The 22,640-nt window shown below is 64.1% G+C and carries 20 protein-coding genes; 4 read left to right on the plus strand and 16 right to left on the minus strand.

Features of this window, described 5'->3' with window-relative positions; translation table 11 throughout:
• Positions 1–38: 38 nt before the first annotated feature.
• The 9 genes from ptsP to ACE3UG_RS02025 all read right to left on the minus strand — a co-directional run bounded on the left by ptsP (position 39) and on the right by ACE3UG_RS02025 (position 10,153).
• The gene (gene ptsP / locus ACE3UG_RS01985) at positions 39–1,775 is read right to left on the minus strand and encodes a phosphoenolpyruvate--protein phosphotransferase (protein ID WP_374618894.1); all 1,737 of its coding nucleotides are present in this window, start codon (positions 1,773–1,775) and stop codon (positions 39–41) included.
• Positions 1,776–1,997: 222 nt separating this feature from the next.
• Complete coding sequence (locus tag ACE3UG_RS01990; protein WP_374618896.1) at positions 1,998–2,267, minus strand: HPr family phosphocarrier protein; 270 nt, start codon at positions 2,265–2,267, stop codon at positions 1,998–2,000.
• A gap of 3 nt (positions 2,268–2,270) precedes the next feature.
• Positions 2,271–2,684, minus strand: coding sequence for a PTS sugar transporter subunit IIA (locus ACE3UG_RS01995; RefSeq protein ID WP_374618899.1), 414 nt, complete (start codon positions 2,682–2,684; stop codon positions 2,271–2,273).
• Positions 2,685–2,830: 146 nt separating this feature from the next.
• Positions 2,831–3,790, minus strand: a complete 960-nt coding sequence (gshB, locus tag ACE3UG_RS02000) for a glutathione synthase (RefSeq protein ID WP_374618902.1) — start codon at positions 3,788–3,790, stop codon at positions 2,831–2,833.
• Between the two features lie 59 nt (positions 3,791–3,849).
• Positions 3,850–5,151: a hypothetical protein gene (locus ACE3UG_RS02005; protein WP_374618904.1), complete on the minus strand. Its 1,302-nt coding sequence runs from the start codon at positions 5,149–5,151 to the stop codon at positions 3,850–3,852.
• 444 nt (positions 5,152–5,595) lie between these two features.
• Positions 5,596–6,885 carry a glutamate--cysteine ligase gene (gene gshA / locus ACE3UG_RS02010; protein WP_374618906.1) on the minus strand — a complete coding sequence of 430 codons (1,290 nt, stop codon included), beginning with the start codon at positions 6,883–6,885 and terminating at the stop codon, positions 5,596–5,598.
• Positions 6,886–7,400: 515 nt separating this feature from the next.
• The gene (gene amt, locus ACE3UG_RS02015; RefSeq protein WP_374618908.1) at positions 7,401–8,954 is read right to left on the minus strand and encodes an ammonium transporter; all 1,554 of its coding nucleotides are present in this window, start codon (positions 8,952–8,954) and stop codon (positions 7,401–7,403) included.
• 25 nt (positions 8,955–8,979) lie between these two features.
• A complete protein-coding gene (locus ACE3UG_RS02020; RefSeq protein ID WP_010804740.1) occupies positions 8,980–9,318 on the minus strand; it encodes a P-II family nitrogen regulator in 339 nt (112 codons plus the stop codon).
• 13 nt (positions 9,319–9,331) lie between these two features.
• Positions 9,332–10,153: a TorF family putative porin gene (locus ACE3UG_RS02025; RefSeq protein ID WP_374618913.1), complete on the minus strand. Its 822-nt coding sequence runs from the start codon at positions 10,151–10,153 to the stop codon at positions 9,332–9,334.
• Positions 10,154–10,548: 395 nt separating this feature from the next.
• Here ACE3UG_RS02025 and ACE3UG_RS02030 point away from each other — a divergent pair, with 395 nt between their 5' ends.
• Together ACE3UG_RS02030 and ACE3UG_RS02035 are read left to right on the plus strand one after the other, a co-directional pair.
• Positions 10,549–10,797, plus strand: a complete 249-nt coding sequence (locus tag ACE3UG_RS02030) for an accessory factor UbiK family protein (protein ID WP_374618916.1) — start codon at positions 10,549–10,551, stop codon at positions 10,795–10,797.
• Positions 10,798–11,092: 295 nt separating this feature from the next.
• A complete protein-coding gene (locus ACE3UG_RS02035) occupies positions 11,093–12,637 on the plus strand; it encodes a YifB family Mg chelatase-like AAA ATPase (RefSeq protein ID WP_374618919.1) in 1,545 nt (514 codons plus the stop codon).
• 5 nt (positions 12,638–12,642) lie between these two features.
• Here the strand turns inward: ACE3UG_RS02035 and ACE3UG_RS02040 are convergent, their stop codons facing one another.
• Positions 12,643–13,155 carry a hypothetical protein gene (locus ACE3UG_RS02040; RefSeq protein WP_374618922.1) on the minus strand — a complete coding sequence of 171 codons (513 nt, stop codon included), beginning with the start codon at positions 13,153–13,155 and terminating at the stop codon, positions 12,643–12,645.
• A gap of 36 nt (positions 13,156–13,191) precedes the next feature.
• Here ACE3UG_RS02040 and ACE3UG_RS02045 point away from each other — a divergent pair, with 36 nt between their 5' ends.
• Both ACE3UG_RS02045 and ACE3UG_RS02050 read left to right on the plus strand, forming a co-directional pair.
• On the plus strand, positions 13,192–14,016 hold the full coding sequence (locus ACE3UG_RS02045) for a thioredoxin fold domain-containing protein (protein ID WP_374618924.1): 825 nt from the start codon (positions 13,192–13,194) through the stop codon (positions 14,014–14,016).
• A gap of 45 nt (positions 14,017–14,061) precedes the next feature.
• Positions 14,062–14,586 (plus strand): TlpA disulfide reductase family protein, encoded by a 525-nt coding sequence (locus tag ACE3UG_RS02050; RefSeq protein ID WP_374618927.1) that lies wholly within the window; start codon positions 14,062–14,064, stop codon positions 14,584–14,586.
• Positions 14,587–14,764: 178 nt separating this feature from the next.
• On the opposite strand, the gene ACE3UG_RS02055 is transcribed toward ACE3UG_RS02050, so the two are convergent.
• The 6 genes from ACE3UG_RS02055 to ACE3UG_RS02080 all read right to left on the minus strand — a co-directional run bounded on the left by ACE3UG_RS02055 (position 14,765) and on the right by ACE3UG_RS02080 (position 22,312).
• Positions 14,765–16,120: a sigma-54-dependent transcriptional regulator gene (locus tag ACE3UG_RS02055; protein ID WP_374618930.1), complete on the minus strand. Its 1,356-nt coding sequence runs from the start codon at positions 16,118–16,120 to the stop codon at positions 14,765–14,767.
• Complete coding sequence (locus tag ACE3UG_RS02060) at positions 16,117–18,078, minus strand: ATP-binding protein (protein WP_374618933.1); 1,962 nt, start codon at positions 18,076–18,078, stop codon at positions 16,117–16,119. The genes ACE3UG_RS02055 and ACE3UG_RS02060 overlap by 4 nt, the downstream gene beginning before the upstream one ends.
• 269 nt (positions 18,079–18,347) lie before the next feature.
• Positions 18,348–19,634 (minus strand): dicarboxylate/amino acid:cation symporter, encoded by a 1,287-nt coding sequence (locus ACE3UG_RS02065; protein ID WP_374618936.1) that lies wholly within the window; start codon positions 19,632–19,634, stop codon positions 18,348–18,350.
• Between the two features lie 44 nt (positions 19,635–19,678).
• On the minus strand, positions 19,679–20,473 hold the full coding sequence (locus tag ACE3UG_RS02070) for an ABC transporter ATP-binding protein (RefSeq protein ID WP_374618939.1): 795 nt from the start codon (positions 20,471–20,473) through the stop codon (positions 19,679–19,681).
• Between the two features lie 10 nt (positions 20,474–20,483).
• Complete coding sequence (locus tag ACE3UG_RS02075) at positions 20,484–21,329, minus strand: ABC transporter permease (protein WP_374618942.1); 846 nt, start codon at positions 21,327–21,329, stop codon at positions 20,484–20,486.
• 14 nt (positions 21,330–21,343) lie between these two features.
• Positions 21,344–22,312 carry an ABC transporter substrate-binding protein gene (locus tag ACE3UG_RS02080; RefSeq protein WP_374618945.1) on the minus strand — a complete coding sequence of 323 codons (969 nt, stop codon included), beginning with the start codon at positions 22,310–22,312 and terminating at the stop codon, positions 21,344–21,346.
• Positions 22,313–22,640: the final 328 nt, after the last annotated feature.

Here is a 22,640-nt window from a genome sequence, read left to right on the forward strand (position 1 = left end):
TTTCTCGTTGCCGCACGCGTGAGAGGCGCGCCTGTCCGTCAGGCTGCGGACAGACGCGCCAGCGCCGCCTGCATCTCTTCGGGTTCCGTTGCCGCGAGCAATTCCTGAACCGGTCGCTCCAGGTCCGGTAGATGCGCGCGAAGGATCTCCTGCTTGACCTGCAGTAGTTGGCTCGGATGCATCGAAAACTCTCGCAGGCCCATGCCGAGCAGCAGACGCGTCGCCGTCGGGTCGCCGGCCATCTCCCCGCAAACCGCCACGGGCACGCCGAACGCATGCGCCTCGCGGATCGTCATGGCGATCAGTCGCAGCACGGCCGGATGCAGCGGGTCGTAAAGATGGGCGACGGCGTTGTCCGCGCGATCGATCGCGAGGGTGTACTGAATCAGATCGTTCGTGCCGATCGACAGGAAGTCGAGCCGCTTCAGGAACATCGACACCGTGAGCGCAGCGGCCGGCACTTCAATCATCGCCCCGAGCTTCACCCCCGGGTCGTACAGCAGGCCCGCCGCATCGAGCTGCGACTTCGCTTCGCGCACCAGTTCGAGCGTCTGATCGATTTCCTGCGCGTGTGCGAGCATCGGGAACAGAATCTGGACCTTGCCGAACGCCGACGCGCGCAGAATCGCCCGCAACTGCGTGAGAAACATGCGCGGCTCCGACAGGCTCCAGCGGATAGCCCGAAGCCCCAGTGCCGGGTTCGGCGCAGTCTCGTACGTCTCGTGGCTGTCGAGCGGCTTGTCGGCGCCAACGTCGATGGTCCGGATCGTGAGCGGCAGACCGTGCATCGCCTCGACGGCACGTTTGTAGGCCTCGAACTGCGCTTCCTCCTCCGGCGCCTCCTTCTCGTTCATGAAGAGAAATTCCGTGCGGAACAGCCCAACGCCCACCGCGCCAGCGGCCACCGCCGTTACGGCATCCTCCGGCAACTCGATGTTGGCCAGCAAGGCGATCGGGGTACCGTCGATAGTCACCGCAGGGGAGTGCTTGAGACGTTGCAAGCGGCGTTCTTCCAACGCGCGCTCGCTTTGGCGGTAACTGTACTCTTCGAGCACGATCGGCGCGGGATCGACAATCACGATGCCGCTATCGCCGTCGATGATGATGACGTCGTCCTGCTTGATGAGCAGGCTCGCCTGCGCAACGCCGACCGCCGCAGGAATGCCCAGACTGCGGGCCACGATCGCCGTATGCGACGTCTTGCCGCCCAGGTCGGTGACAAAGCCCTTGAACGTCTGCGTCTTGAATTGCAGCATGTCGGCCGGCGCAATGTCGCGCGCCACGACGATCATGTCGTCGCGCGGTGTCTCGGCCACCACATGACGGATGCCGGGCGTGCCGGCAAGCGCCTTGAGCACGCGCTCGGTCACCTGCTCGATGTCCGCGCGACGCTCACGCAGATACTCGTCGTCGATGTCGTCGAAGCGGGCGACAAGCACCTCTAGCTGCGTGGTCAGAGCCCATTCCGCGTTGTAGCGGCGCTTGCGAATCAGCTTGATGACTGCGTCGGCCAGCAACGTGTCGTTGAGAATCAGCGAATGAACGTCCAGAAACGCGCCCATCTCGCCCGGCGCATCGTCGGGCAGCTCGGCCTTGAGGGTATCGAGTTCGTGTTGGACGGTCGCCTGAGCGCCGTGAAAGCGCGCGATTTCGTCATCGACCTGAGACGGGTCGAGCAGGTAATGCGGAACATCGAGCGTGGCGGGCGCGAGCAGATAGGCGCGTCCGATCGCGATGCCGCGGGAAACGGGAATGCCGTGCAGGGTGAAAGACAAGCGAGTCTCCCCAGTTCAGAGGCGAATGATTCGACCGTAATCTATGTTGCTTCGCTGCGTTCGGGGTCGCGATCGAGGTCGCGTTCAACGTAGCGTAGCGTTCGAGCGAGTGAACGGCGGTTGGGCGAATGCGCGCTCGACGCCCGCGACGCGCCTGCGAGCCGCTGCCACTCACGCAGCGACGCGTTATTCCCGCTACTCCCGCTATTCGCGCTACTCCCGCTACTCCCCTTCGCCGAACTTGTTCGCGATGAGCGCCAGGATCTCATCCATGGCTTGTTGCTCGTCCGCGCCTTCGGTCTCCACTTCGACTGTCGCACCAATGCCGGCGGCCAGCATCATGACACCCATGATGCTCTTCGCGTTGATGCGTCGAGCGTTCCGCGTCAGCCAGACCTCACTCTGAAATTTTGCGGCCAGTTGCGTCAGCTTTGCAGAGGCCCGGGCGTGCAAGCCCAATTTATTTACGATCGTCGTTTCTTGTCGAAGCATGTTTCAGTGTGACGTAGTTGGTGTGGTCGGCGCACCCGCGCCGACTTCCAGAATACCTTTAGATCCGCCGGAAAGCACCTTCTCCACGAGCGTGTCGAGCGGCACGGAGCGGTAGCACACGGCCTTGATGAGCATCGAAAGATTCACCCCGGCGACCACGCGCACTTTCGGCCCGACAAGCTGGGCCGCGATATTCGACGGCGTGGCACCGAACAGATCGGTGAGGACCAGCATGCCATTCTCTTCACGCAGCGGCTCAAGGCGTTCGCGGGCCGTGTGGACGAGCGCCGCCGTGTCCTGGTCCGGCGCGACGTCGATCGCGCCGATGCGCGCCGGGCAACCGCCGTAAATGTGCGAAACACACTCGCGAAGTGCCGAAGCGAGCGGTGCGTGGGCAATAATCAGAATTCCAGCCATGGTGCTAGGCACGCCGAGCGCCGCGCGTGTTCGAAATACAAACACAACGACGAACGCGAACCTGTCGATTTTGGGATTCTCATTTTAGCAGGCGGGCAAAAATCCCGAATTTTCATCACCTTAGAGACCGTCCGAGGCGTTTCGCCTCAAGCCGCTCCCGTCTCGCCCTGCACCGCCAGTTCCAGCGCGTCGATGAACATCTTCGGCACGTCGAATCCGGTCTGAGCCGTGATTTCCTGGAAGCACGTCGGACTCGTGACGTTCACTTCCGTGAGGCAATCGCCGATGATGTCGAGGCCCACGAGCAGCAGGCCGCGCGCCCAGAGAATCGGTGCCAGCGTCTCGGCAATCTGGCGATCACGCGCCGACAGGTCCCGCGCCTCGCCCAGGCCGCCCGCCGCGAGGTTGCCACGCACCTCGTTGCCCTGCGGAATGCGTGCGAGCGAATGGGGCACGACCTTGCCGCCAATCACAAGCACTCGCTTGTCGCCCGACACGATTTCCGGAATGAAGCGCTGCGCCATCACCGAGCTGGCCCCGTCTTCGCCGAGCATTTCGATCACCGACCCGAGGTTGCGACCGTCCGGCCCGATGCGGAAAACGCCCGTGCCGCCCATGCCGTCGAGCGGCTTGTAGATCACGTCGCCATGTTCATCGTGAAACGCGCGCAGTCGTGCAGCGTCGCGCGTGACCAGCGTCGGCGTCACAAACTGAGGGAACTCGGCGATTGCGAGCTTCTCCGAGTGGTCTCGAATCGCACTCGGCTTGTTGAACACCCGGGCCCCGGCACGCTCGGCGATCTCCAGCAACCACGTGGCGTTGATGTACTCCATGTCGAACGGTGGGTCCTTGCGCATGAGCACCGCATCGAACTCGGTGAGCGCCGCCACACGCGTTTCGACGACTTCGTACCAAACGTTCGCATCGCCGGTCAGGCGGATTTCCGTCACGCGAGCATCGACCGCCGCGCCTTGCCATGCCATCTCGTGCGGCTCGCATGCAAAAATGCGATGCCCGCGACGCGCGGCTTCGCGCATCATCGAGAATGTAGTGTCCTTGTAGATTTTGAACTGGCCGAGCGGGTCGGCAATAAAGAGAATCTGCATCGATCGGCGGAAGTCTTGAGGGTTCGAATGCACACACCGCAGCCTGCGGCGACAGGCGTCTATTCTAGCCGAGCCGCCCGTTTGCCGCCCGCTTGCCGCTGCGCGCCGCTGCGCGCCGCCCCGCTCTCCGACACGCCTCGTCCACGCGAATGCGATGCCCGGTCAACGGTTGCCCCCGCCGCCGGCCCGCCCAGTCCGAGCAGGAGCGACGCGTCGCGCACCGGGTCCAGGCGTGCGCGCATGAGCGACAAATGGGTCTTGAGCGTCTGCACGCCGATCGCACAGGCCTCACGCGTCTGGGAACGCGACTGGCCAGCCAGCAGACGCATCGCAATCTCGCGCTGCACCGGCGTGAGCGCCGTGTCCCAAAGCCGCAGCAGGAGGCGGACGGCCGGCGGGACGGTGAGGTGCAAGGCAATGCGCACCCGTTCGGTCGCTCGGCCGCCCATCCCGCACAAATGCGTTGCGTGCAGATGCAGCGTGCCGCCGGGTACCGCCACCGCCTTGCAGACTTGCGCGCCCGGCGCGGTGGGGTCCGACGAATGGAGCGTCAGTTCGTCGGCAAGCGACTGGCACGCCTGCACGACGACACACGCCTCGGGCCACGTCCCCCCCGGCATGAGCTGCCAGACCCGGCGCATGAGGGCCAGCGCCGCCGGGTCGGCCCACTCCGGCTGCCGCCGATGCCAGACGAGCGTGCCCGCCACATCGTCACCGATGGCGCCTGCCGTCTGCGCCCGAAGGTTCGACGCAGGCGGGGACATCGCCGTGAACGGCGGAAAACTCGGCCGTTCCGGCGCAGTGGCAAATTCTGCGGCAGCCATCTCGAACGCCAGGACTTCACGCGCATTGAAGCGTGGACGCAATTTGCTGCGCGACACCAGCAATCGCAAAGCACCGATGGGCGCGACGGCGCGCGCGTCCCACGCAGCCACCTCGCCGGTCTGCCTGGGCGCGGGCAGCAGGCAGACGTCGAGCAAATCGCCGTCGGGAAGGCATCGATCCAGTTCCGCGGGACGACGCAATGTTGGCGGCGAAGCCCCCGCACCATCGCGCGAGCGCCGCGCATGGCCGCATAGCAGCGCACCGTGCGCAAGCGAGCGCTGCAGCTCCGCGACCGGCGGCATGGCCCAGTCGCTGGCGGCGAGCCGCTCGCAGGCCGACAGCGGTGCCTGGGGTGCGTACCAGCGGGTGGCCTCCGATGCGGCGACCGGATCGTCGGACGCGTGACGCCAGAGCGCCACCACGCCGTCTGCCGCCAGCCGTATCCGCAGGGTCTCCAGCCATAGCGGCAGATAACCGAGCGTCGGCACCGGCAATTGATGGATTTGACGAAGGCACGTACGCAAATCCCCCTGCATTCCGATGGGTCTCCCTGTCAAAACAATTCCGAGGAAATTTCCTATTCCGCATGAGCACTGACGAACCTCCCCCATTCGGGGGATGTTGCGTGCGTCAAACGGCCGCATCATCGCTTCATTGCTGACGCGAACCGAACGACGGATGGGCACAGTACCCCGATCCGAAAGTCGAGGGGAGAACGCAGTCAACCAGTTTGCGGGGGGGCCCGCCCAGGGAAGCCCCGATTTCCGGTCGTTGCATGAGGCGACCGGTAAATGTGACGCCCGGCTAGTCGGGGGGCCAGCCGGGCGTCTTTTTCTTTTCGCTACTGGGAACGTGACACGACCGAGGCGTCCGCGCATGTTGCGCGACCTCACATCAAATTCGGAAACTTCTCAAAGTTGTCACGAGGCCGAAAGTGCGTGAACGGCTAGCGCCGCCCCGCCACCTTCGACCCCGTGGCATCAGTACGTTTCCTGATCCGGGTCGGTGCGCTCGAGTTCGACCGACGCCGCAAGCAGCGCCAGACGCGCGACCACGCCGTACATATAGAACCGGTTGGGCGGTGCCGCGCCCGGCTTTGCGTGGACGTCGGGCAGCGCCGTGTGCTCGAACGCGAGCGGCACGAAGTGCATGCCGGGAGCGTTGAGGTTCTCGTCGGTGCCGCGGCCGGTATGCACCCGGTAGAAGCCGCCGACCACGTAGCGATCGATCATGTAGACGACCGGTTCGGCCACGGCTTCGTTGATGCGCTCGAAGGTATAGACCCCTTCCTGCACGATCACGTCGTGCACTTCGAGACCTTCCTTGACCACGCTCATCTTGGTGCGCTCGCGCCGGTTCAGGTTTTTGATCTCGGCAGCGTCGTGCACCATCATCACGCCCATCCCGTAGGTACCGGCATCGGCCTTGATCACGACGAAGGGCTTCTCGCCGATGCCGTACTCGCGATACTTCTTGTTGATCTTCTTGAGCACCGCGTCGACGGTGTCGGCAAGCTTCTCTTCGCCGACGCGCTCATCGAAATCGATGCCCTCGCACTTCGCGAAGTACGGATTGAGCATCCACGGGTCGACGTCGATCATCTTGGCGAACTTCTTGACGATGTCGTCATACGCCGCGAAGTGCTGACTCTTGCGGCGAACCGCCCATCCCGCGTGCAGCGGCGGCAAAAGATACTGTTCGTGCAGCCCTTCGAGAACCGGGGGAATTCCGGCGGACAAATCGTTATTGAGCAGAATCGAGCACGGATCGAAGTTCTTGAGTCCCAGCCGGCGCGGCGAACGCTCGAGCGGCTCGATCACCACGTGCTGACCGTCGGGCAGCTCGATGGTGGTCGGCTCGGTGATGTCGTCCGACAGGCTGCCCAGGCGCACATTCAGCCCGGCGTGGCGCATGATCGTCGACAGGCGGGCGATGTTCTGCAAGTAAAACGAGTTCCGCGTGTGCCGTTCGGGAATGAGCAACAGGTTCTTGGCGTCGGGGCAGATCTTTTCGATGGCGGCCATGGCCGCCTGCACGGCGAGCGGCAGCACTTCGGGCGCCAGATTGTTGAAGCCGCCGGGGAAGAGGTTGGTGTCGACAGGGGCAAGCTTGAAGCCGGCATTTCGCAGGTCGACCGAACAATAGAACGGCGGCGTATGCTCCTGCCACTCGAGCCGAAACCAGCGCTCGATAGCGGGCGTCGCATCGAGAATCTTCTTTTCCAGGTCGAGCAAGGGGCCTTTCAGGGCCGTGACGAGGTGCGGAACCATACTTCGCTCATATCCAGAGGGAATTTCGATTGTAGAGCATCCGTCCCGCGCCCCCGCCATTCGCCATGCGCCGGGAAGGGGCACCGCGCAGTGCAGTGCCGCCTGCGTCGACGATACGTCATGCGCCTGGCGTCAGGGGCGTCAGCGGCGTCAGGCGGGCGTCACGCGGGCGTCACGCGGGCAACATCGGGAGCACGGAATCGGACCGGCCAAATCGGTGAGGCGCGGTGCAATGCCGCGATGTCGGTAGATGGGGGCGAAGCCGGCCATCGCAAGTAAAAAAAACGGGCACCCCTGGGGTGCCCGCACAATGCCGGGGGCCGGCTGTCCGTCCGGCCATCAGCAATTCTTCTCTCGCCGACGACGAATCGTTACCGAATCGTCGCGCTGCTATTTGCGTCAGACCCGACCGGGGCCGAGGCCAAACGGTGCGATGAAACGAATGCAGTCATACGGTCGGCTAATTCGACGATCCGACGATCCGACGATCCGCCGAACCGCCGAACCTGCTGTCATCAGTTGTGGTACGCCGATTCCCCGTGCGAGGTGATGTCCAGACCCTCGCGTTCTTCGTCTTCCGGCACACGCAGACCCAACACGATGTCGGCGATCTTGAAGGCGACGAAGGCAACCACGCCCGACCAGACGAGCGTGGTAATCACGCACTGGAACTGGATCCAGACCTGACCGGCAATCGAGTAATCCGGTGCGACCTTGTTGGCGACGTAGTCGTAGATCCCCGTACCGCCGAGCGACGGCGCAGCGAACACGCCCGTCAGAATCGCGCCGAGCATGCCACCCACCCCGTGCACGCCGAACACGTCGAGCGCGTCGTCGGCCTTGAGCAGGCGCTTCAGGCCGTTCACACCCCACAGGCAGATCACCCCGGCGAGCAGACCGAGCACGATCGAACCCATCGGGCCGACGAAACCAGCGGCCGGCGTAACGGCCACGAGGCCGGCGACGGCACCCGATGCGCCACCGAGCATCGACGGCTTGCCCTTACCGATCCACTCACCGGCCGTCCACGACAGCGTGGCAGCGGCGGTCGCCAGCAGCGTGTTCACAAAGGCGAGCGCAGCACCGCCGTTGGCTTCCAGACCCGAGCCAGCGTTGAAGCCGAACCAGCCGAACCAGAGCAGCGAGGCACCGATCATCGTCATCGTGAGCGAATGCGGCTTGAACGCCTCTTTGCCGAAGCCAACGCGCTTGCCCACCATGTACGAGCCGACCAGGCCGGCAATGGCCGCGTTGATGTGAACCACCGTACCGCCCGCATAGTCGAGCGCACCCTTCTGGAACAGCCAACCGGCATGTGCCGTGGCGGCGTCAGCGGCAGCCGCGTCGGTGTAGGCATCCGGACCGGCCCAGAACCAGACCATGTGGGCCATCGGCAGATACGAGAACGTGAACCAGATCACGGTGAAGAGCAGCACGGCCGAGAACTTGGCACGTTCGGCGAAGGCACCGACGATCAGCGCACAGGTAATGGCGGCAAACGCAGCCTGGAACGCCATGTACGCGTATTCCGGCACATTCACGCCTTTGCTGAAGGTCGCCGCAATCGAGTCCGGCGTCATGCCTTTCAGGAAGAGGCGATCAAAACCACCAAAGAACGCGCCCCCCTGGGTGAACGCAATGCTGTAGCCGTAAATCGACCAGAGCACGACCACCAGCGAGAAGATGATGAAGCATTGCATCAGCACCGAGAGCATGTTCTTCGAGCGCACGAGACCGCCGTAGAACAGACCCAGGCCAGGCAGCGTCATGAGAATCACAAGTGCGGTGCAGGTCAGCAGCCAGGCCGTGTCGCCCTTGTTCGGCGGTACGGGCGTCGCTGCTGCCGCAGCCGGTGCCGGTGCAGCAGCCTCAGCAGCCACAGCAGCCGGTGCAGGCGCCGCAGCCGGCGTTGCCGACATGGCGGCAGACGCTGCGGGTGAAGCGGTTTCCGAAGCGGCGGCAGGTGCCGAAGCGTCCTGCGCGAGCGCGGCGGTCGAGCCGAGGCCCAGAGTACCCGCGACGCCCGCAAAGGCGGCGGCGAGCAAGAGTTTGGCAAGCAGTTTTTTCATGATTGTTGTCTCTTATGTAGGACCTTTACAGCGCGTCTTCGCCGGTCTCTCCCGTACGGATTCGGACCACGTGCTCGACGTTTGACACGAAAATCTTGCCGTCACCGATCTTGCCGGTACGGGCGGCCTGTTCGATGGCGTCGATCGCCTGGTCGAGCAGGGCATCGCCGATGACCGCCTCGATCTTCACCTTCGGCAGAAAATCGACGACATATTCCGCCCCCCGGTACAGCTCGGTATGGCCCTTCTGGCGGCCAAAACCCTTGACTTCGGTCACCGTAATCCCCGCCACGCCGATGTTCGAGAGCGCTTCGCGCACCTCATCGAGCTTGAAGGGTTTCACAATTGCGGTAATCAGCTTCATGATGTGTCGCTCCTTAGAATGTCTTCGACAACCCTACGACGACCGTTGCCTTGGAAAGTACTTTGCCGGAATTCGCGGCGGTGTAGTACTTCTCGTCGGCATTGGTATCGACGTAGGCGACCGACACCGTGAAGTTCTTGCCGAGGTCTTTCGACAGGCCGAGCTTCCAGTCGGTATAGCCAGCGGCGCTGAAGTTGTGCACCCACTGATGCCCCACATGACCAACGGCCGAGAGGCCCCAGAAGCCGATGTCATAGGTCGCCGTGAGGTCGAGATAGCCACTGTTCGACGTGTCCTGACCGTCCGGGCTCACGAGACCGAACAGTCGGGTCAACGAGTGCGAGTACTTCAGCGTTACCGTTTTCCAGCTGAGGGCAGCGTACAGCTCGAACGTATGCGGACGTGCGAAAAACGCCCCCGACGGATACGTGCCCGGGTAGTAGTACTGCAGACCGCCGACATCGACGGTCCAGTCGGGCATGATTTCCTTCTTCCAACCGCCGTAGAAATCCATCTCGATGGGCGCGCTCACCGCCGAATTCCCATCCGAAATCCAACTGATGTTCGACGCCCACACGCCGGCATACAGACCGGATTCGTGCGAGATGTCGAAGCCGCCCTGCACCGCCGGACGCTTGGCCGTTTGCGAAATGCCACGGAAGCGGTAATCCGAGAACAAACCAATGTTGGCAGTTACCGTCAGCGGTTCTGCCGCAGCAGTCGCTGCACCGGCCGGTGCAGTGCTGTCGGCGCTCGCCTGCGCAAAAGCGCCGGTAGACATCGCCATCGCCCCGAAGAACACAGCGCCAGCCATCGCAGTTGACACTTTTTTCATCACTTTCCCCTAAGTTGAAATCTAACGTCTTGATGCAGCGTGCGGCAGTTTTCTCTACGAGTAGAGCAACTCCCGTGCCAGCGCCTGCATCTAAACGCGTGGCGACGCGCAAGATACGGATATCGAGATAAAAAATGGGCAAAATTGCGGGCGGTAGCGTGCCGTGCCAACGATGCCGCACGGCACCACGCAGCCCGTCGAACGAGGCCCGATCCTTGCGGGGCAAAGGTTCGACGGGTTCCGGTGTTGGCTGGGCACCGCAAAGGGTGTTAGAGTTGCGCCAACGTTGGCGTGCGTACCCGATGCACCACCTTGCACCGGTCGGACCGGCACGCCGAAGCACACTGACGGTGCAAGCACCATGTTGGTGCGAAGCACCGAAGCGAGGAAGGCTGATGAAACCGAACGAGATCCTGCACGACATGCAAGCCAAGGTGAGCGAGATGCTCAAGCAATCGCCCGCCAAGGATATCGAGCGCAATGTCAAAAGCCTGCTCAATCAGGGCTTCAACCGGCTCGATCTGGTGACCCGCGAGGAATTCGACGTGCAGGCTCAGGTGCTGGCACGCACGCGCGAGAAGCTCGAAGCGCTGGAGAAGCGCGTGGCTGAGCTGGAAGGCCTGCGCAGCGAGGCGCAAGACTGACACTTCACGGGGGCGCTGCGGCGCCCCCGCTGATTTCCGTGGGCTGCGTGCCATGCGTGCCCGCGAAACCCGCGCGATGGCGCATGCCGCCGATTCGTCCGGCGATACCTCCGGATTCTCGCCCCGCTATCGGAATACTCCTAAATCCGCGCAGACAATGCCGGCGCGTCGCCGCCGTCGTTCCGAAAACCCGTCCCCTTCCCATATTTCCGCCGATCCGGCATTGCACGATGCGGCGTCGGGCGGCGAACATCGACATCGATGCGATGCGTCGCGATGCTCGAAAGGGGGAGATATGTCATTGGCAGTCGTCAGCAGCCGTGCGATCACGGGGATGGCGGCACGCGCGGTCACCGTGGAGGTGCATCTGGCGAACGGGCTGCCGGGCCTGTCGCTGGTCGGCCTGCCCGACACCGAGGTCAAGGAAAGCCGTGAGCGTGTGCGCTCGGCCCTGCAGAACAGCCGGTTCGAATTCCCTGCACGGCGCATTACCGTCAATCTGGCGCCGGCCGATCTGCCGAAAGCGTCTGGCTGCTTCGATCTACCGATCGCGCTCGGCATCCTCGCGGCGAGCGGTCAGTTGCCCGAGGCCGGATTGCGCTCGCACGAGTTCGCGGGCGAGTTGTCGCTCACGGGCGAATTGCGGCCGGTTCGCGGCGCGTTGGCGATGGCCAGCGCCATGCTGGCCGAGCCGTCGGCGCGCGCGCTGGTGCTGCCCACGGACAGCGCACAGGAAGCCGCGCTGGTCGAAGGTGCCACGGTCTATGGCGCGCGCACATTGCTTGACGTCTGCGCCCATCTGGCCGAGTCCGACGAGGCGACACCCCTTGCGCGCGCCGTCGTCCCGCGCGCGCTCGCGGACATGGCCGCGTCCGACGGCAACGCCGTGCACGCAGGCGAGCGCCCCGACATGCGCGACATCAAGGGACAGGGACCTGCCAAGCGCGCGCTGGAAGTGGCGGCAGCGGGCGGACATCACCTCCTGCTCTACGGACCGCCGGGCACGGGCAAATCGATGCTGGCGACACGGCTCGCAGGGCTGCTCCCCGCGCTGAGCAAGGCACAGGCGGTGGAGGCCGCCACCCTCGCCAGCCTCGGTGCGCAGGGCTTCGACATGCGCCACTGGGGACGGCGGCCGTTTCGGGCGCCCCATCACACGGCATCGGCGGCTGCGCTTGTGGGCGGGGGCCGCACGCCGCGTCCCGGCGAAATCAGCCTCGCCCATCGGGGCGTGCTGTTTCTCGACGAGCTGCCCGAATTTCAACGTCGCGTGCTCGAAGTGCTGCGCGAGCCACTGGAACTGGGCCAAGTCACGATCTCACGCGCGGGCGGGCAGGCAACGTTCCCGGCGGCCTTCCAGCTCGTGGCCGCAATGAACCCGTGTCCGTGCGGTGACCTGGGGCATCCGTCGCGTCGTTGCCGTTGCACGAGCGAGGCCGTGGCGCGATATCGCAATCGTCTCTCGGGTCCGCTGCTCGAGCGCATCGATCTGCACGTCGAAGTCCCCGCGCTGAGCGCTGAAACGTTTGCCGCCCCGGCGAGCGGCGAGCCCAGCGAGGTCGTGGCATTGCGTGTCGGGCAGGCGCGGGCGCGCCAACTCTCGCGTCAGGGGCAGTTGAATTGCGAATTGTCGAGCCGTGCGCTGGAGGTGCAATGCGTGCTGCGCACGAGTGCCCAGGATGTCCTGCACCGCGCGCTGACGCAGCACCATTGGTCGGCTCGCACCTATCACCGCGTATTGCGCGTGGCGCGCACCGTCGCCGACCTCGAAGACTGCGCGGCGATCGAAGCCCATCACGTTGCGGAAGCCGTGCAATATCGCGAAGCCCCGCCGTCATGACGGCATCACTCCAGCGTGAAGGAATCGAGAAACTGATCGACCTGCTCTTTCGCGGGGGCTTTCGTCGCCAGGACGACCACCTGATAGACGCGATTGCCGCGTCCAACGAAACGGGCCGCGACGTAGCGCTCGGTCTTGTCGCTGGCCATGCCTTGCGCGGATACGGCCAGGCCGGGAATCGCGGGCGCGTCGCCGGCCTGACGCACCATCACTTGCACCGGTGCGGCGGCCGCCTCGTTCACGTTGGCAAGCAACCCATGCTGCAACTCGGTGAGGACCGTCTGACGCAGCGTGGCGTCGTCGTTGGGCAGCGTCACCACCCCAACGGCGAAGAGTGCGGCGTCGACCCGCGCGGCCTGCATGCGCATCGGCAACGCACCAGAGGCGAACTTCACCTCGCGCGCGTCCTGCGTCGGCTTGGCGGGATACGTCGCGGCATAGGCGCCCTCCACGTCGTGCACCTCGCGCCAATCGTAGCGAGGGGAACAGGCGGCGAGCACCATCGTCGCAGCGAACATGACGCAGACACGGACCATGCGATTCATAGACGGGAGATGACGTTTGAGCACAGGAGGCACCATTATCCGACAGGTATCGCTGACACTAAACGCTTCGTCGCGGATCCCGGTATGATCGGCGACATGAAACGCGCCATGGATTATCCATCCCACCCGTCGTTCGCCGGCGTCGCTGAGCGTTCAGCGTCGCCCGTACGACACGCACCTGCACGCCCGCGAATCGCCGGCCGCGCGGTGACGGTGCTGGCCGTGCTCGCAACGCTCTGCGCCATTGCCCCAGCGGCAGCCGCAGCGGCCGGCGACCCCACCCGGCCTGAGGCATCCCGTCTCGCCTCGGGGCAGGCCACCGGGGTCATATCCCCGCGTGAAGGATCCCCGCTTGAAGGCGACAGCGCGGCGGCGCGCATCGACGGCAAGACCCCGGCGCAACTGCAGGCTACCGTGCCGCTGGCGACGGATTTCGCCGCCCATGCACGCCGCGCCGCTTCGCTCGACGCGCCGTTGATCGTATTGGTGTCGCTGCGCGACTGCGTCTATTGCGCCCCGATCCGTCAGCGCGAACTCGCACCCCTCGTGCGTAGTGGCAAATACGAAGTGCGCGAGATCGGCATGGATAGCGCCGCGCCCGTGCGCGAATTCGATGGCTCGACGACGACGGGCGTCGCCTGGGCGCGCGCCCACGGCGTCAAAGTATCGCCGACGGTTTTGTTCCTCGATACGCGCGGGCACCCGGTCGCCGACCCGTTGATCGGTGCCGGCCTGCCTGACTTCTACGGCGCGTATCTCGACGATGCCATCGCGCGGGGACGCGCCCGTTTGCACGCCGGGAGCAGCGCCGCGACGCACCGGGATTCAGAGTAGAATCGACGTCAAATCCTTGAACAACTCTCCCCAAACGGCTGTGTCATGAGCGCTACGACCTCCCGCAAGTCTCCCTTGGGCAAGATCCTTGCCGTTGCGATCATTGCTGCGGTGGCAGTCGCCGCGTATTTCACGTTCGCCGGACAGAAGCGTGCGCCCGAGGCGACGTTCACCTTGCTGTCGGGCCAGAAACTCGACACGGATCAACTCAAGGGCAAGGTCTATCTCGTCAACTTCTGGGCGACGAGCTGCACCACGTGCATGAAGGAAATGCCGACGATGGTGCGCACGTACGAGAAGTACAAAGGCCAGGGGCTGGAATTCGTGGCCGTCGCCATGAGCTACGACCCGCCGATGTATGTGGTGAACTATGCGCAGTCGCGTCAACTGCCGTTCAAGGTAGCGATGGATTCGGACGGCAGCGTGGCCAAGCAGTACGGCAACGTGCAACTCACGCCGACAACCTTCGTCGTGGATCGCAACGGCAAGGTGCTCAAGCAATACGTGGGTGAGCCCGAATACGCCGAACTCGACAAGCTCATCGAGAAAGCACTGGCCAAACAAGCCTGACCCGAACGCATCATGGCGTCGCGTTGCGCCGCGCCCCGATACATTGACGCGTCGTCACATCAAAAGCGCCCTTCGGGGCGCTTTTGATTGCACCCCGCCATTGGCACCGAACGTCAACGCCCGCCAGCGCCCCTCAGCGTGCCCCTTCAGGATCCCCCTCAAGCGCCCTCAACCGCCCTCAACGCCCGCCGTCACCTCCGTCGCCCTGACCTCGGGTTTGCAGGCCATAACGCTTGAGCTTTTCGTAGAGCGTCGCCTTGGGCACATGCAGCGCCTCGGCCGTCGCCGCCACGTTGCCTTTGCTGTGTTCCAGCGCCTCTTGCAGCACGGCGCGCTCAAATCGGTCCACCTGCTCCTTGAGCGGCAGCGGTGCGAGCGAATCGCCCTCGGGCGCGCTCGCTACGCCGAGCACCAGACGATCCGCCGCATTTCGAAGCTCGCGCACGTTGCCCGGCCAGTCCGCTTGCATCAACTCCTGACGCATGCGCTCGGAAACCACAGGCGCGGGGCGCCCATAGCGCACTGCGGCATCCAGCATGAAGTGCTCGAACAGCGGCAGGATGTCCTCGCGACGCTCGCGTAACGGCGGCAACGCCAGCGTCACCACGTTCAGGCGATAAAACAGATCGCGGCGGAACGCGCCCTCGCGAACGAGCGCCTCCATGTCGCCCTTGGCTGCCGCGACCACACGACAGTCGACGCGAATCGACTGATTCGAGCCAAGCCGCTCCAGCACGCCGTCCTGCAACACGCGCAGCAGTTTCACCTGCAACGCCGCAGGCATGCTCTCGATCTCGTCGAGAAACAGCGTGCCGCCCGACGCATGCTCGAGCTTCCCGATACGACGTTTGGCCGCGCCGGTAAACGCGCCGACCTCGTGGCCGAACATCTCGCTCTCGAAGATCGACTCGGGCAGCGCACCGCAGTTCAGCGCAACGAACGGCGCATCGCGGCGGCGCGACAGCTCATGCAGGCTGCGCGCCACCAACTCTTTCCCCGTCCCCGTGTCGCCGTTGATCAGCACCGGCGCGTCGGTCATCGCCACGTTGGCGATGAGCGTGCGCAGCGTCTCCATCGACGGACTGCGTCCGATGATGCGCGAAGCGCGCCCGCCTTGCTCCGCCAGCTCTCGCCGCAGCGCCTGGTTCTCAAGCATGAGCTTGCGCGTCTCAAGCGCGCGCTTGGCCGATTCGATCAGCCGATCCGGCGCAAAGGGCTTTTCGATGAAATCGTAGGCGCCATCGCGGATCGCCTGAACGGCCATCGAAATATCGCCGTGACCGGTCACGAGAATCACCGGTACCTCCGGCGCATGCTGACGCAGATGCGCGAGCAGTTCCAGCCCGCTCATACCGATCAGGCGAATGTCGGACACGACGATACCGGCGAAGTCCGGCGTGATGCGCTCGCGCGCGGCCTCGGCCGAGGCGAGCCCGAAGGCGTCGAGTCCGGCGAGTTGCAGGCTTTGCAGCGTGGCACGCCGCACAAGTTCGTCGTCTTCGACGAAAAGGATCTGGAGGTTCTTGTACATCATGCGATTGTCGCGCCTGTGCGTTGCACACGGCGCAGCGTCACGAGAAATTCTGCACCACCGCCAGGAACGTTGCGCGCAACCAACTGCCCCCCGTTCTCCTGGGCGATGGACGACGAGATGGCCAGTCCGAGCCCCATGCCCTGACCGCCCTCCTTGGTACTGAAAAATGGCTCGAACAGCCGCGGCATATGCGCCGGCGAAATGCCCGGCCCGTTATCGCGCACATAGATGCGCACCCACGCGTCGTCGGCCTCCACATCGATCCAGATCGACGGCGGCGCATTCGGACTGCTGACACTGCCCACCGCGTCGATCGCGTTACCCACCAGATTGATCAACACTTGTTCCAGGCGCAAGCCTTCGCAGGCCACCTGCACGTCGTCCAGACCATCGGCAAACGTCGTCGTCAGCGAGACGCCGGCAAGGCGCACGCGCAGCAGCATCAATGTGTTTTCCAGCGCGCGGTGCACCGACGTCTGGGTGTCGCCACGGCGCGCCCGGCCCGCGAAGAGCCGCAGTTGCCCGGTGATCTTGCCCATGCGGTCGGTGAGCGACGCGATGGCTTCAAGGTTCTCCTGCGCCGCGCCATATTCGGCACGCTCGAGCAGCACGCGCGTGTTGTCGGAGAAGCTGCGCAGCGCCGAGAGCGGCTGATTGAGCTCGTGCGTGATGCCCGCGGCCATTTGCCCCAGCGCCACAAGTTTCGACGCCTGCACGAGTTCGCTCTGCGCCTCGCGCAGTTCGTGCTCGGTGCGCGAGCGCTCCTGTACTTCCGTCTGCAATCGCTGGTTGGCCGATTGCAGGTCGGCCGTGCGCTCGGCCACCCGCTCGCCCAGCTCGGCATAGGCCGCCTGCAACAGTTCGCGGCTCTTCAACATGTCGCGCACGCGCTGACGCCGCTGATTCCACGCCACGCCCAGCAGGCACGTAAACGCCGCAAGACACGCCGCCGCCACCGCCGCAATCCGTGCGTTGGCGATCACTTGATCGAGTGGCGCGAAATACATCAGCGTCCAGTCCGGCTCACCGAGCTTGCGCTGCACGGCGAGAAACCGCCGCGTCTTGCCTGCGCCACGGCCGTCGCGCACCGTGGCGACCTCGCCGTCGGCGTCGAGCCGTTCGTCCTCGGTCCAGGCGAGCGGCGTAATGTGCTGATTGTAGTACTGACGCGTGCTGTCGAGCGCCGCCTTGACCTGCGGCGTGAGCGGCTTGAGCGAGCGATATTGCCAGCGCGGCTCGGACGACAGGAACACCACGCCGTGATCGTCGGCCACGACGACGGGCTCGGACGCGTCGGCGCCAGCGCGCTGAAACCACTCCAGGTTGAGCTTGACGACCACCACGCCGCGAATCTGCCCGTCCACCATGATCGGCTGCGAGACGAAATACCCCGGCTCACCGGACGTTGTGCCCACACCGTAGAAGCGGCCCAGCGCGCCCTTGATCGCGTCGATGAAATACGGACGGAAGCGATACTCCTGTCCCACGAAGGTGGCCTTCTCGCGCCAGTTGCTCGCGGCCAGTGCCAGCCCGTTGGCGTCGATCACATAGGCCGCCGACGCCTTGGCGCGCTGACTCACGTCGAATAGATAGTCGTTGGCGCGCTGGACGACTGCGGGATCTTCCGGATGAAGCAGCAAGTCGTGCACGTACGGATGCAGCGAGAGCAGATACGGCAGGAATTCGTAGCGGTCGACGGTGCTGCGCAGACTGCCCGCGTAGCGCTCGACGCGCGCACCGGCATTGACGCGCAAATCGGCCACGCCGCGCTGCCAGCTCAGCGCGTACGTCAACCAGCAAAACAGAACGCTCGCCAAAAGCATGACAGCGATCCATGACCATCGGCGCATCGGCACAATCCTCTCGATATCGATAGGAACGTCGTCGCGCCGGCGATTCGAAGGGTCCGCAGCCGACACCGCGGCACCGGCCGGTGCCGGGCGCTGGCGTGTCCGCATCGCGTTGTCGTGCAAAGGGGTCATTGGGGCGCAGCGTACGCCTTGTCGACGTCGATGACGGCCAGTTCCGGCGATGGCGGCAGGCGGCGCACGTTGATGCCGCCTGTCGTCATCGCAAAACCAGGGAGAACCAAAGGACCACCGGGCGGCGAAGCTCAGGCGCTATTGTGCCTGTGCCGCGCCGCCCGGTGGCGAATGTTGTGCTGGCAAGGCGCCGGCGCTCGCGCGAGACGACTCACGCGCAGCGCCGGTGGCCCCGCCACCGACCGTCAGGCCAGTTCCGGCGCCCGATCGCGGGACATGGCCTGAGCGAGCTTCTTGCGATCCAACTCCTTTTCCCAGGCCGACACGACGATGGTCGCCACGCCGTTGCCGACGAGGTTCGTCAGCGCACGGCACTCGCTCATGAAGCGGTCGATACCCAGGATCAGCACCATCCCGGCCACCGGAATCGTCGGGATCACGGCCAGCGTTGCGGCCAGCGTAATGAAGCCCGCGCCGGTCACACCCGACGCCCCCTTCGAGGTCAGCATCGCCACGGCGAGCAACGTGAGCTGCTGGCCCCAGGTCAGATCGATGTTGGTCGCTTGTGCGATGAACAGCACAGCCATCGTCATGTAGATGTTCGTGCCGTCGAGATTGAACGAGTAGCCGGTCGGGATCACCAGACCCACCACCGACTTCGAGCAACCGGCCTTCTCCATCTTCTCCATCAGATGCGGCAGCGCGGCTTCCGACGAGCTGGTGCCCAGCACGATCAGCAGCTCTTCCTTGATGTAGGCGAGGAAACGGAAGATCGAGAAACCCGTGAACCTGGCGATCAACCCCAGCACGACGACCACAAACAGGAACGACGTCAGATAGAACGTGCCCATGAGCTTGGCGAGCGGCACCAGCGAAGCAATGCCGTACTTGCCGATCGTGAAGGCCATCGCACCGAAGGCGCCCAGCGGCGCAACCTTGGTGATGATGTGCACAACGCGAAAGAGCACGCCCGAGACGCTGTCGATCCAGTTCGTCACCACGCGGCCGCGCTCACCGATCATGCCGAGTGCCGCGCCGAACAGGATGGCGATCACCAGGATCTGGAGAACGTCACCCTTCGCGAACGCATCGGTGATGGTGCCCGGAATCAGGTGCAGCAGGAAGTCGACGAACGTCTCGCCGTGGGCCGCCTTCGCGGCATAGCCGGCGATGGCTTTCGGATCGAGCGAATTGATGTCGACGTTGAACCCGGCACCCGGCTTCAGAATGTGGGTCGCCGCCAGGCCGATGATCAGCGCGAGCGTCGAGACGATTTCAAAATAGAGAATCGCCTTGCCGCCGACGCGGCCGACCTTCTTCATGTCTTCCATGCCGGCGATGCCGGTCACGACGGTACAGAAGATCACCGGGCCGATGATCATCTTGATCAGTTTGATGAACGCGTCGCCGAGCGGCTTCATCTGCACAGCGAGATCGGGCTTCAGATGCCCGAGCACGATGCCGATGACGATGGCGATCAGCACCTGTACATACAGGATGCGGTAGAAGGGTTTTTTGGTCTGGGTTTGCATGATGTTTCCTCTCCAGGCAGTGGGGCAAGCCACCACCCTTGTAATCAATCCGCTGTAACGCCGCGGATTTCGCTTTGCGCAAAGCGCATTTGCTCCTCCATCACCATCTGGGCCAGCGTCTTCTTCAATTCGTTGAATTCGCTGCCTGCCGTGTCGCGCGGACGGGGGAGGTCAATGACCATGTCTCGCTTGACCGTGCCCGGCCGGTACGTCATGACGACGACCCGGTCGGCCAGATAGATCGACTCCTCGATGCTGTGTGTGACGAAAATGATCGTCTTCTTGAATTCCTCCCAAATGCGCAGCAGCTCGTCCTGCAACGTGCGTCGCGTGAGCGCGTCGAGCGCGCCGAACGGCTCGTCCATGAGCATGATCGGACTATCGAGCGCGAGCACGCGGGCAATCGCCACGCGCTGACGCATGCCCCCCGACAGATCGCGCGGAAACCGGTCGCGAAACTCGCGCAGGTTGAGCTTGCCAAGCAGCAGGTCCACGCGCTCGTTGATGTCGGCGCGACGCATCCCCTTGATTTCCAGCCCGAAGGCGATGTTCTGCGCCACCGTCATCCACGGAAACAGCGCGTACTCCTGGAACACCATGCCGCGATCCGGCCCCGGCTCGGCGGCAGCATCCGCACGGCCCTCGATACGAATCGCGCCCGACGTCGGTTGCACAAAGCCCGCGAGTGCGTTGAGCAGCGTCGACTTGCCGCAACCCGACGGGCCGAGCAGGCAGACGAACTCGCCCGCGTCGATGTTCAGGTTGATGTCCTTGAGCGCATCGACGACGCCGCCGGGAACGGGGAACTGTTTGCCCACGTGTTCGATTTCGATCAGCATGTCGCTCGCCTCACTTGGTTTCGAGACCACGGTGCCACTTGAGCAGGTGGTTGTTGAGACGGTCCATGCCCAGATCGATCACCAGCCCAAGCAGGCCGATGGTCAGCATGCCGGCGATGATCTTGTCCGACCACATGTACTCGCGCGCTTCCAGAATGCGGTAGCCGAGACCGTTGTTCACCGCGATCATCTCGGCCACGATCACGACGATGAACGCCGTGCCGATGCCGATGCGAATACCCGACAGGATGTACGGCGTCGCCGCCGGCATGATGACGCGGCGAAAGATCGTGAACTGGCTCGCGCCGAGGTTGCGCGCCGCGCGCAGATAGATGCCGTCGACATGGCGCACGCCCGCGATCGTGTTCATCAGCACGGGGAAGAACGCCCCGAGCGCGATGAGGAAGAACGCAGGCGGATTGCCCAGGCCGAACCAGAGAATCGCCAGCGGAATGTACGCGATCGGGGGGATCGGACGCACGACCTGCACCAGCGGATTGAACAGCCCGTAGATGCGCGGGCTCGTGCCCATGAGCAGGCCGAGCGGCAGCGCGATCACCGTGCCCGCGAGAAAGCCCATGACGACGCGATACAGGCTGTTGGCGGCGTCCATGAGCAATTCGCTCGACTGCAACCACGCGCCGAAGCCTTCGGCCATTGCCACGGTCGGTTTGAGGTATTGCCACCACTTGCTCACGACAGCGAGCGGTGACGGGAGAATGATCGGGTTGATCCACCCGAGGCCCGTGACGATCTGCCAGATCGCCACGACCGCGAGCGGTATCAGCACACCGCGCATCATGTGCGCGGTGCGCGAGGCGCCCGAAGCGCCCGAGGAGGCAAGTGCAGCGGCCATTCGTTTGCCTCGCCTTACTTGATGTTCAGCTTGGCTTTCGCCTTGGCCAGCAGGTCGAGCTTGACCCAGTCTTCAGCCTTCGGCACCGGGTCCTGCAGCTTGCCCACACCGTACTTCTTCATGAGGTCGGTCGTGAGCTGCACATGCGCGATACTCAGGTCGTAGCTGTAAGGCGAGTTGCCGATGGCGTCGGTGAAGTCCTGCGTCGTGATCTGATTCTTGAACATGTCTTCACGCACATACTTCTCGGCCGCTTGCGGGTGCTTGATGAAGTAGTCGGTCGCCTCGACGAACGCATACATCAGGCGCTGCGCCACGTCCGGCTTCTCCTTGTAGAGCTTCTCGGTGATCACGAGCGCGCGCACCGGCTCGCCGATCGGCGTGTCGTACGGCTTGAGCATTTCCACGCCGAAGCCCTTGTTGATGGCTTGCGATGCCTGCGGCTCCGACTGGCACATTGCGTCGATGCTGCCGGCGGCGAGCGCCTGGTTCAGATCGGCGAAGGCCATGAACATGATCTGCACGTCCTTGCCCGGCTGATCCGACCACGTCAAGCCCGCCTTGGCCAACTCGGCGTACAGAATCAGCTCCTGAGCGCCGCCGCGGGCGACCCCCACTTTCTTGCCCTTGAGATCGGCCACCTTGGTGATCGGCAACCCCTTTTTCGCCACAAGACGCACACCGCCCTTCGCGAAACCGGCGACAGCGTAAATCGGCGCCCCCTGCGCGCGCCCCGCAATCGCCGCGTCAAGCGCGCTGGCCGAGACGTCGATCTGACCCGCCACGATCGCCGGCATGATGTCCACGCCCTTGGCGAACATGCGCTCCTCGATCTTCAGACCGTACTTCGGACCGATCACCTTCATGTATGAGACAGCGCCGTAGTGGGCGAACTTCAGGTTCCCCAGGCGCACCAGATCGTCGGCAAAAGCGTGTAGCGAAGCCGCGCACAGCGCCACGGCGGCAAGACATTGCTTGAACATAAGGTCTCCTCTTTTATTTGATCGGCTGGCCTTTGCCTGTCTGGATTCCCGTCGGGACACCGGATCACGCGGCAGCACACGTCAAATAAAGCAATACCTATGCCAACGATGCAAGTCTTTGATTTTATTGGGTGAAATTGTGGAAAACCCGATGATCCATCCTACGGAAATCCGGAAAACAGGTGCGGATGGCTTCTGGATTTCCAGAAATCAGGGATGCAGGGGGGATTTCAGGCGAAGTCTCGGGGCCGATCCCGAGTTCGGTGAGGCGCAAACGGCCATTGAGGCCAACAAAGCCTCTCCTGAATGCCCATTGGCCGAGGTGGCC

The sequence above is a fragment of the Pandoraea sp. genome (genome assembly GCF_041919235.1).
Lineage (GTDB): Bacteria > Pseudomonadota > Gammaproteobacteria > Burkholderiales > Burkholderiaceae > Pandoraea.